The organism is Congregibacter sp., assembly GCF_047617445.1.
Taxonomy (GTDB): domain Bacteria; phylum Pseudomonadota; class Gammaproteobacteria; order Pseudomonadales; family Halieaceae; genus Congregibacter.
Genome location: NZ_JBLGBE010000105.1, coordinates 1 through 10,477, shown reverse-complemented (window position 1 = coordinate 10,477; position 10,477 = coordinate 1). Strand labels below are relative to the sequence as shown.

7 protein-coding genes are annotated in these 10,477 nt (G+C 55.8%); 2 read left to right on the top strand and 5 right to left on the bottom strand.

All coding sequences use genetic code 11. The features are described 5' to 3' along the window. The 4 genes from ACI9KD_RS15915 to ACI9KD_RS15900 form a co-directional block, all read right to left on the bottom strand. Positions 1-1,454, bottom strand: a 1,454-nt coding sequence (locus ACI9KD_RS15915) for an insulinase family protein (protein WP_414982157.1), incomplete at its 3' end; no start/stop codon positions are given. Positions 1,455-1,540: 86 nt separating this feature from the next. Then, entirely contained in the window at positions 1,541-2,338 is a 798-nt protein-coding gene (locus ACI9KD_RS15910; protein ID WP_414982156.1) for a glutaminyl-peptide cyclotransferase, read from the bottom strand. Continuing rightward, complete coding sequence (gene mnmC, locus ACI9KD_RS15905) at positions 2,335-4,416, bottom strand: bifunctional tRNA (5-methylaminomethyl-2-thiouridine)(34)-methyltransferase MnmD/FAD-dependent 5-carboxymethylaminomethyl-2-thiouridine(34) oxidoreductase MnmC (RefSeq protein WP_414982155.1); 2,082 nt, start codon at positions 4,414-4,416, stop codon at positions 2,335-2,337. Before mnmC ends, ACI9KD_RS15910 begins: the two co-directional genes overlap by 4 nt. Continuing rightward, the gene (locus ACI9KD_RS15900; RefSeq protein WP_414982154.1) at positions 4,374-5,093 is read right to left on the bottom strand and encodes a hypothetical protein; all 720 of its coding nucleotides are present in this window, start codon (positions 5,091-5,093) and stop codon (positions 4,374-4,376) included. Before ACI9KD_RS15900 ends, mnmC begins: the two co-directional genes overlap by 43 nt. 165 nt (positions 5,094-5,258) lie before the next feature. Here ACI9KD_RS15900 and ACI9KD_RS15895 point away from each other — a divergent pair, with 165 nt between their 5' ends. Further along, the gene (locus ACI9KD_RS15895) at positions 5,259-5,768 is read left to right on the top strand and encodes a hypothetical protein (RefSeq protein WP_414982153.1); all 510 of its coding nucleotides are present in this window, start codon (positions 5,259-5,261) and stop codon (positions 5,766-5,768) included. A gap of 6 nt (positions 5,769-5,774) precedes the next feature. On the opposite strand, the gene ACI9KD_RS15890 is transcribed toward ACI9KD_RS15895, so the two are convergent. Then, on the bottom strand, positions 5,775-6,224 hold the full coding sequence (locus ACI9KD_RS15890) for a MaoC family dehydratase (RefSeq protein ID WP_414982152.1): 450 nt from the start codon (positions 6,222-6,224) through the stop codon (positions 5,775-5,777). A gap of 125 nt (positions 6,225-6,349) precedes the next feature. On the opposite strand from ACI9KD_RS15890, the gene hrpA reads away from it, so the two are divergent. Further along, positions 6,350-10,105, top strand: a complete 3,756-nt coding sequence (hrpA, locus tag ACI9KD_RS15885) for an ATP-dependent RNA helicase HrpA (RefSeq protein ID WP_414982151.1) — start codon at positions 6,350-6,352, stop codon at positions 10,103-10,105. The last annotated feature ends 372 nt before the right edge of the window (positions 10,106-10,477 follow it).

Sequence of the window (10,477 nt, the reverse complement as noted above, 5' to 3'; positions counted from 1 at the left end):
CGCTCTTCCGCTATCTTTTTTTCTGACAAGCTGCCATCCGGGGTCATCACCAGCGTAATACGGTGCTGATTCTCCAGCAGTAATTGTCGGGCCAGGTTGCGAATGTAATCGGGGTCCTGTAACTGCTCTCGCAAGAGCACGATCACGGGCTCTAGATCCATGGAGGGAATGGGGTCCGCGTAGTGTGTTGCCGGGCCCAGTGCCTGAAGAATCAGATTTAGGCCGAAGGGCATGCCATCGCCACTGATTTCTCGCTGATGGAGCTCAAGTTGATGAAGCACTGCCTCGAGTTGCTCCTGGGGAACACCGTCTGCGGCTATGCCTTCGATAACGCCAAGAACTAATTGTTCCACGGCCTCTTTATTTTCGGGATCGCTTCCTTCGATTCCGCAACAAAACACGAGTTCTCGCATAGAATCTTCGAGGCCGCACAGCGGAGAGGGCGCGGTACCCAGTTCTGTGGTCTCCAGTGCCTGCTGCAAAGGCGAAGCGCTGTTTTCCATAAGTACGCTGCACAGCAACTGCGCTTCCAGCAGATCTTTGAGTTCTGTACTATCCCCCAGCAGCCAGCCCATCACGATGTGCGTGTGACGTTCGCTGGAGCCATCTTCGTCAAAGGCATAGCTTTCCGTGACGCTCAGAGGCTTGGTGTAGCGCTGCTCAGGGTTAACCACGACTCGTTTGTCTAGACGCGGAAAGTGTCGCAAAGCTTGTTCGTGGAAAACCGCTTGATGTTCTGACGCAGAGATATCGCCAAAGGTCATGAACGTAGCGTTGCTAGGGTGGTAGTGGCTCTTGTAGAACTGTTGTAGTTGCTCGTAGCTAAGCTCAGGGATGTTCTCCGGCTCGCCCCCGGAGTTGTAATGATAGGTGCTGGTGGGAAACAAGTGATGGCAGAGGGTTTGCCACAAACGCGATGGCACGGAGCTCATTGCTCCTTTCATTTCGTTGAAGACAACGCCTTTATAGACAAGGTCACTATCGGTGTTGCCTGTCTCAGCAAACTCAACGCGATGGCCTTCCTGAGCAAAATCCAGGGGGTCCAGCTTGGAGAAAAAGACCGCGTCCAGATAGACGTCCAAGAGATTGCGGAAATCTTTTCGGTTCTGACTGGCGAAGGGATAAGCGGTCCAGTCGGAGCTGGTGAACGCATTCATAAAGGTATTCAGTGAGCGCCGGAGCATCATGAAGAATGGGTCACGAACGGGGTAACGCTCGCTGCCACACAATGCTGTGTGCTCAAGTACATGTGCCACTCCGGAACTATCCTCGGGCACGGTACGAAGGGCGACAAGGAATACGTTTTCGGGATTGTCCGTGGCCAAGTGATAGTGAACGGCCCCGGTATCGCGATGTTCGTAGTGTTCTATACGAATATTCAGGGCGTCTATTCGTTCTGAGCGCAGGGGTATAAAACTATCGTGGGCGACGGGTAGATTGGACGGACTGTTCATAGCGCTTCCGAAATCGATAAAGGACCCATTCTAACGTGAATCCGTCAGATTCATTGATCTGAGTATTGCGCAAGTGACGTCAGGGACTACGGGAGTGGGTGGAGTCGCAGCTTGTAGAGCCACGGCCAGCGTTTTCCAGTGACCCACAGGGCGTTGTTTTTTGCATCCCAGGCGATGCCATTGAGCACATCTGTCCCGGGCTCACGCTCAGCCGGGTCCAGAAGGCCCCGGAGGTCGACAATCGCCACCACGGCGCCATTTGCGGGGTCAATACGCACCAATTGATTTGCCTGCCAGACGTTTGCCCAAATCTCGCCATTAATCCATTCGAGTTCGTTCAGGCGAGGTAGCGGTCTTGATCCGAGCGTGACTTCGAGTGTTCGCAATAGGGCCATATTGTCCGGGTTTAGAAAGTACAAGCGGTGGCTGCCGTCGCTGTAGATCAATTCCGAGTCGTTGTGGGTGATACCCCAACCTTCAGTCGAGATTACGTGCGTCTTGAGTAACTTGAAATTATTGGCGTCATACTCGAACAATTGCCCGGCGCGCCAGGTTAGTTGATAGATTCGTTCACCTAGCCGGGTAACACCTTCCCCGAAGAGAGTTGGAGGAAGTTTAACTTCGCGAGACAGTCTCATTTCTGGAAATTGATATTCCTGCAGACGAGACTCACCGTAGTGACCCGTTCCCACGTACAGCGAATCACCGACAATCTGTAATCCCTGAATGAAGTTTTCCCGAGGCTGGGGAGCCCGGTCCAGTACCTCGTAACCATAGCGCTGTAGCTCCGCCCCAGCCGCGTGGGTCGTCCCCAGAGTTAAGAGCATAGTGACAATGACAGTGACTGGCGCAGTGCCTGCGATAAAAAATGGGCATACGTTCATGCGCTAGCGACCTTTTGCCTGGAGACGCCGCGCACTAGGCCCCGGATAAGGAATCGCGCTGGTGACAGTGCTCGCTGCAATTCTCGGCTGAGAGGGATCGGTTCACCAAAGATTTGAGCGGCAATGAGTTCGGCGCTCATCGCTGCGTAACTAAGGCCCCGGGACCCATGCGCGGTGCTTACAAACAGTCCGGGCTTGTAAGCGCCGTGCTCAGCAATAAGTTGGCTCGCATCCCACTGCAGCGGGCTATAAAGTCGCTTAAAGCGAGCCTCATCGGGGAGAGGACCTGCCAATGGCAAGTAGTCGGGCGATACGCAACGCAGCTCAGCGCGACCTTGCAGGACGCTTGGGTCGAGGGCCTGTAGGTGATCCTTCCAGGCCGGTAATGCCTGGATAAGTGCCTCAAGGTTCGCGCAATGCTCCTCAATGCGTATTTCTCGGCTATCGTCACCGGGTTTGAAGGTCGCGCCAATACAGTGCTGTCCGTTCACTGCTGGCGCGATGTAGCCGCGATGACAGAAGCTCGTCAGCAATGGCTGATCAATAGGCGCTGGTATCTGGGTTGTTTGTCCCCGCACTACGCGCAATGGAAGATCCTGCGTCTGGGGGATAGCTTTACTGTCGGGCCCTGTGGCCAGTATCAGCACCGGCGCGGCGCCCAGGACCGCGCCGCTCTCGTTGCGGATCTCCCAGTGGCCAACTGCGCTTTGACTGACCGTCAGCTCACCACAGTGGTCTTGAATCGTAATACCTTCTTGCCCCAATAAAGCCTTGCATACTGCTGGAGGCGATAGCCAGCCCGAACCGGGTTGCCATAGCCCGGCACTGTCATTCGGAACGCCCAGCAGCTTTTCAACAGTCTTTGCGTTGCAGGTTTTGGCGATCGCTTCCAGCCCCCGTAGTGCCGTTGCGAGTGTGGCTCCGTCACCGCGAGGCGTATCTGTTTGTACGCAGCCGTTCAGTGCTCCGTCGACGCCTTCGGTGAGGGTTCCGGCGCTGAACATTGTTTGATAAAGCTCTCGTGCATATAAAAAGGCAAGCAGCGAGAATTCACCCAGAATCGAGCGCTCGTGAGAGAGTCGGGTAAACAGTACGCCCTGAGGGTTACCAGAGCCCCCTCCCGCGACCGAGGCTTGGTCAAAAACAGTTACGGGCATTCCTCGGCGCGCCAGTGCGGCGGCGACATGTGCGCCAGCAAGGCCGGCGCCTACAATAAGCGCTGATTGCCTGCCCACGGTCTTGTGATTCGCATTGAGATCCCAGGGCGTCATGTGCGGCAGGGAGAGACGCGATTGGGGATGCGTGGGCAGTAGGCCATGAAGGCACTCGCGTTTTTTACCAAATCCCGGCCGTTTTACAATGGAAAAGCCAGCATCGGCCATGCTTCGGCGTACGGTTCCTGCGGCGCTGTAGGTTGCGAAAGTCGCGCCCGGTTTGCTTGCAGAAATCATGTGTGAATACAGTTCTGACGCCCACATAGACTCGTTTTTCCTAGGCGCGAACCCATCGAGATACCAGGCGTCCACCAAAGGTTGTTCCAACCCAGATAGCTCTGTGAGCGCGTCTTTTGCCTCCGCCCAGACTAAATCCAGAGTGACTCGTCCGTGATCGAGCACGCGACGATGTACGCCCGGTAGCGGCGGGGGGTAGACATTGATTAGCTCTTCGGCCAAACCACGCAGCTGTGGCCAGCGTTCCAGGGATCGCACTAGCGCTTCGCGGCTGAGGGGGTGGCGATCAACGCTCCAGAAGTGCAGGCGCGTGTTCGGGGCAGCAGAGCGATTAAAGCAATCCCAGCTCATTAGAAAGTTCAGCCCTGTGCCAAACCCAAGCTCGGCGATGGTGAACAAAGACTCATTGTGGCTGCCTAAACGTTGCTCCAGATCACTTCCGTCAAGGAATACATACTGGGTTTCGGCACTGCCATTCTCAGCGCTGAAATAGCAATCTCCGTAACGCTTGGAGCGTGGCTCACCGAGTTCTGTCCACTCAAGCTCTGCAAGCTCCATGGATCGCAGAGGACCCCGAGCCCGGATCACAGCGTTGGGCTTACGTCGGTGGAAGGCTCCCTCAGCCATTGTGGCGCGTCATCGCCCAACTGTGCCGCAGCACTAGCTGGCAAAGCATGTAGTCTCCAGTCTTCTCGTGGCGGGGCCACAAGCAACAGAAGGTGACGCCCTTTGCCCTCATCAAGGGAGCTCAGCTCGATCTCCCATTGAGCGTCTCCGACACCCAGAACGTTGCGCCCCTGGTCAAGTTCAGCGTGGCCGAAAAACTGGTATTTGCCGATGTGTGTGAGGCTATAGGTGCTGCTGCTTACCAATATTCCCCCTTGGCGAATGCGTATGGTTCCGAACATTGAGGCATCACTACGACGATCGGCTGTCTGAGGGTCATTTAGTCGCGCGGTGACATCAGCGAGCAGTAGCGATAGCTCGTCACCTCTGAGGCGTACTTTTTCCGCAGAGTAGGGAGCCTTTAGTGCGGCGGCCAAATCAGTCTCTCTGTACGCGGGATCCATCTCCAGTGAGGTGCCTAGTATTGGCGGCACGTCCACGAACTGTTCACTATCAGCGCCGTGATGTCGCTGCAGCAGCCCGCGAAGTCGATCGACGTCACTTTCGGGCGTGGTCGCACTATCGGCCTCTTGTGCGATGGCGAATGGCACACCGAGCAATAGCAGGCACAGCGCGGTTATCCGTAGCGCGGAACCAGCCACCTGAGTGAGCTCTGTGCTTGCGTTTGTCGTGGACACTGCGTCGCCCATTAGCGTCTAAAGTTACGAATCGAAAGCAGAGCATAGCAAACTGTGCGATCGGGCTCTTTTTTTGTCTGCAGGCATTTTAACGGCTGGCGGCTAGCAAGCCGAGAGACCAATCGGTAGACTTCGCGGGCTGTTAGTCATATCTGCGGAAGAGTCATGTCAGAAAACACCCAACGTAAGAGCTTACCGACCGACAAGTTCCTCACTGTCGCGGTTAACTTGATCCACAAAGCATTGATCGAGCCCAGTCGCACCGAGGCTAAAAGCCTGTATCGCGATCTTGAAGAACGAAAGACAGTTTCCCTGACGAACCTGCGTATGGAAGATGGCAGCATGGTCCGTTTTGACCTTAGTTTGAGTAGTGAGCATTATCAGGGCCGACTCAATTTCACAAGCTTTCGCGCGGGGTTGACGATGCTGCTGTCGAGTATCGCCGAGGCAATTAAAAAGCCTGAGTCCCTAAAAACGTTTGCCAGCGAGGCCAGCGATAACTCTGTGATGTTCGGTATCACCGCGCTTACCTCAGAAGAAGGCAAGCCGAGTGTACTGGTGTTGGGTGCAGATTCGGGACGCGGTGGTCCAAATGTAGAGCTACAGTTGATGTACCTCGATCCCTCGCAGTTCGAACAAACCGCGAAGCTTGAATCGGGTTCTGCCAGCGGCTAAAGGGCCTCAAGCCTGAGGCGTCGTAGCCGCTGTTTGGGGGGGTGCAATTACTTCGGCGCTGCCGCGCAGCAATTCGCGACCGTCCTCATGGCACACCTTACAATCTATGATTACGCGTCGCCGACGCTTCTTTTCGCGGACCGTGAGAAGAATGACCAAATGGTCGCCGGGGAGTGCCGGCTGTCGAAATTCAAGATCCTGGCGAAGGTAGACTGTTCCACGTCCGGGCAAAGAGTGAGCCAGTGCTGCGGAAATCCAGCTTGCCAGCAGCATTCCGTGGGCAATACGGTCCTTGAATCCCGCCGCGCGGGCAAAATCGGCGTCAGTATGCAGAGGGTTTTGATCACCACTGGCATCGGCAAATGCGTCTATGTCCTCAGCCAAAAGTTGGCGTTTGATCTCACACTGCTGTCCCTCGTGAAGTTCGTCATAGCTATAGCGGGTCTCAGTGCTCACTGTCGGGCCTCCTTGCTTAGTCTCGGGTCTGCGGTTTATCAATTTTGGGGAAGAGCAATCAATAGGACGATCCATAGAGTATCAAAATTACCTCCTGATCCAGGTTTTTGGCGAGGCTTGCCCGCGTGAGTGCCTCGGATACGCCTCAGGTGGTTCGAGAAATACCTGCGCTAAGCTATCCCGCCGATCTCCCGGTAGCCCAGCATCGCCAGGAGATTTCCGACGCACTCCGTGATCATCAGGTGGTCATTGTGGCGGGGGAAACGGGTTCCGGTAAGACCACACAGTTGCCCAAAATTTGCCTCGAGTTGGGACGGGGGCGTGTGCAGCGTATAGGTCACACTCAGCCGCGGCGTCTAGCAGCCCGTACTGTTGCTCAGCGTATCGCCGAAGAGGTAGGCCAGCCGCTGGGCGAGTTGGTGGGTTATCAAGTACGCTTCCAAGAGTACTTTGGGGAGCGCACGGCGGTTAAATTGATGACCGACGGTATTCTTTTAAGCGAGATGCAGCGCGACCGCGACTTGCGACAGTACGACACCCTGATCATCGATGAGGCTCATGAGCGTAGCCTGAATATTGATTTCATCCTGGGTTATCTAAAACGTCTGCTGCCGCGCCGCCCGGATCTTAAAGTCCTCATAACCAGCGCTACTATCGATCTAGAGCGCTTTTCCGAGCACTTCAATGGCGCGCCGGTCATTGAGGTTTCGGGGCGCAGTTTTCCTGTGACGACACATTACCTTCCCCGAGACAGTAGCGACGACGAGGATCTGTTACGTCAGGTCGCGTCTGTCGTCAAAGAGGTGCAGGCAGGGGTTCATGGGACCCCGGGTGACATGCTGGTGTTCTTGTCCGGCGAACGGGACATTCGCGATGTTGCAAGGCAACTTCGCGGCGCCGCAGGCTTGGATGTCCTGCCCTTGTACGCGCGCCTGAGTCAGGGAGAGCAGGCCCGGGTGTTTGGTCGGAGCAGTTCTCGGGGATTGCGCGTTGTTTTGTCTACGAATGTTGCCGAGACCTCTGTCACTGTGCCCGGAATTCGCTTTGTTATTGATCCGGGTGAGGCACGTATTAGTCGTTACTCCTATCGAACGCGAGTTCAGCGCCTACCCATTGAACCCGTATCTCGAGCGAGCGCCGACCAGCGACGGGGCCGCTGCGGGCGGGTGGGACCCGGGGTGTGTCTACGCTTGTATACCGAAGAAGACTTTCTCAATCGCCCTGAATTCACAGATCCAGAAATCAAACGCAGTAACCTCGCAGCCGTTGTGCTTCAGATGCTGCAGTTAGGTTTGGGGGATATTACGAAGTTCCCCTTTCTTGAGCCCCCGGACCATCGCCTCATACGTGATGGCTATCGGCTCCTCGACGAGTTGGGAGCCGTCAACCAGCGCGAGCAGTTGACACGTCTGGGACGACGAATGGCGGCTTTCCCCATCGATCCAGCTCTGTCTCGGATGGTATTGGCCGCACAGGAGTTTTCGGTGTTGCCGGAAATGCTGGTAATTGCCAGTGCTTTGTCGATACAAGATCCCCGGGAGCGACCCGCAGATCGCCAGGCACAGGCAGATCAGTCCCATGCCCGCTTTGCGGATTCTCGTTCGGACTTTATGAGCTTGTTGAATCTCTGGCGCTATTACGAAGAGCAGCGTCAGACCCTAAGCGAAAACAAACTGCGCAAGCTGTGCAAACGCGAGTATCTGTCCTGGCTTCGGATGCGTGAGTGGCGCGATGTACATCGTCAAATCAGCATTGCTTGTCGCAGTCAGGGGCTCAAGCCGGCGCTAGAGATGGCTGTCGAGAGCGACTATGCGGGGGTACATCGAGCCCTGCTTTGTGGGTTATTGGGCAACATTGCGCAACAAGATGAGCGCCGGGAATATTTGGCAACGCGCAATCGACGCCTGCAATTGTTCCCCGGGTCAGTGGTGTATCGCAAACCACCGAAGTGGTTGGTTGCCGGAGAAATTGTCGAGACACAGCGTGTCTACGCCAGAACCGCAGCCGCCATCGAGCCAGAATGGTTGATGCAGGTAAATCCGTCGCTACTCAAACACCAGTATTACGAGCCCCGGTGGCAGAGGGAGCAGGGCCGGGTTGTAGCCTGGCGGCGTACAAGCTTGTTTGGGCTCACGATCAGCGATCGAGTGGCCGTGCATTATGCGAAAACTGATCCCGAACTTTGCCGTGAGCTACTTATTCGTGAGGGCTTGATCGCTGGACGTTGGCCCAAGCCACCGGCATTTCTGAAGCACAACTTGCGACTCCAGCGTGAGGTTGAGGACCTGGAGTCTCGCGCTCGTCGCCGGGATCTGCTGGTCGATGAAGATACTTTGTATCGTTTCTACGACGAGTTGCTGCCAAGCCTTGCAACAAATACAACATCCTTAGTCGCTTGGGTAAAGGAAGACCCGTCACGGGGAGAAGCGCTGAAGCTGCGTAGGGAGCAGCTGCTCACCCGAGACCCCGGGGCGCTTACAGATGCCTTTCCTGATCGTTTGGAGTGGGAGGGGCAAAGTTATCGACTGACTTATCAGTTCTCGCCGGGCAAAGACGCGGATGGCGTTTCAATCACCGTCCCTGTTGCCCTACTTAACCGGCTGCCTCGATTTCGTTTGCAGTGGTTAGTGCCCGGTATTTTGCGAGAAAAATGCATTGCCTTGCTAAAGGGTTTGCCCAAACCCCTACGTAAACAGTTAGTACCGGTTCCGGATTGGGTGGATCGCGCTTTGCAATACATGGAGCCCGAGGATCGACCGCTGTCCGAGGCGCTGGGCAATGCACTAAGGCGCGCTGGTGGTCCGGTAACAGCCGGTGGCGACTGGCCAGATATTGCCTTGGATGATTACTACCGTATGAACCTGCGTGTGGTCGATGAAAAAGGGAAGCTTCTGGCCCAGGGTCGGGATGTGGATTCGCTGATCAACGATTTTCAGGAGGCGACTCGACGCCAACTAACCGCTCAGGATGGTAACTCGCCTGCACGCTCGGGTTTGTTGCTTTGGGATTTTCCGGTGTTGGATCGGGAGTATGGCTTTAAGCAGGCTGGCGTGGATATTCTGGCCTATCCGGCGCTCAAGGAGGCGGGAGACAGCGTTAGCATAGAGCTGTTTGACTACCCAGGCGAAGCGTTACTGGCGCAGCGCCGTGGGCTTGCGCGATTGCTCATGCTGTCAGCGAAGCCGCTGTTCCGTGACCTTCGCAAGCGGTTTCTTAAGGACAACTCGACGGCACTGTTATTCGCAGCGCTTGATGTGTCCCGAGAGGCTTTGCTCGATGAAGTCTTGCCGACCCTGGCGTTAAACGCTTCCGGTTTGCTCCTTGGTGATTGTCGCGAGAAAGCGCGATTCGAGGCAGGTGCTCAACATATGTCTCGCACGGCTGTGGGCCTTGGAAACGACTTTGAAGCGCAATTGAATAACACCCTGACCGCAATGGTGGATGCGATGCAACAGCTGCAACGCTACAAGGGACAATATGCGGAGGCAAAGGAGGACATTGCCGCGCAGCGGCAATTTCTTTTGAGTAGCGCTGGCTTGTTCGGACTCGCAAGTGATGACCTTAGACACTTTCCTCGCTATGCGAAGGCGATGGCGGTGAGGGCAGAGCGTCTTGCCGCCAACTACCGAAAGGACCAGGAGCACCAGGCAACCCTGGCGGCGCTGGAGGCTCCTATGCATAAACTCCTGCAAGAGATGCCTGGCGCGGCACAATTGTCATCTTCACTTTATGCCTTCCAATTCATGTTGCAGGAGCTGCGCGTGTCACTGTTTGCGCAGCATCTTGGCACCTCGCGTCCTGTGTCCGTAAAAAGGCTGAGCGCCCAGTGGGAGGTCGTGGACGTCTGGTACAAACGCAGCGCGGGTCGTACGCCGGAGTAATTGTGAATATTTCTCATTAATGCCCTGGTGCTGCTGAAACTTCGGCGCTCATGCCGAGTCTGAATCGAGACGTGGCCTATAACCCGTTCATCGTAAAGGGAGCTCGTTTCAACGCGAGGCTGCTGGCAATCCCGCTTTTTTGTTGGTATATAGCGCGAATGTGAAAGCGGCGTGGCGTTGATGGAATTAAGTCCGGGCTCTGCGCGTCTTATTTAAGAGGTACGTGATGGTGGTGATAGCTCGGTTGCTGAGCTGTCTCAGCGCCTTGCGACCGGTGAACGTGGGGGCAGCGGGCAGTGTCAGGGCACTGGCTGGACGCCGCTGAAGAATTTTAATGGGGCGGGCGTAATCGCTTCAGGCGGCTCCGTCGTA

Bases quoted from the DNA above. Each gene is read 5' to 3' on its own strand.
- ACI9KD_RS15910 (WP_414982156.1), bottom strand. From the start codon at position 2,338: ATGAACGTATGCCCATTTTTTATCGCAGGCACTGCGCCAGTCACTGTC.
- mnmC (WP_414982155.1), bottom strand. From the start codon at position 4,416: ATGGCTGAGGGAGCCTTCCACCGACGTAAGCCCAACGCTGTGATCCGG.
- ACI9KD_RS15895 (WP_414982153.1), top strand. From the start codon at position 5,259: ATGTCAGAAAACACCCAACGTAAGAGCTTACCGACCGACAAGTTCCTC.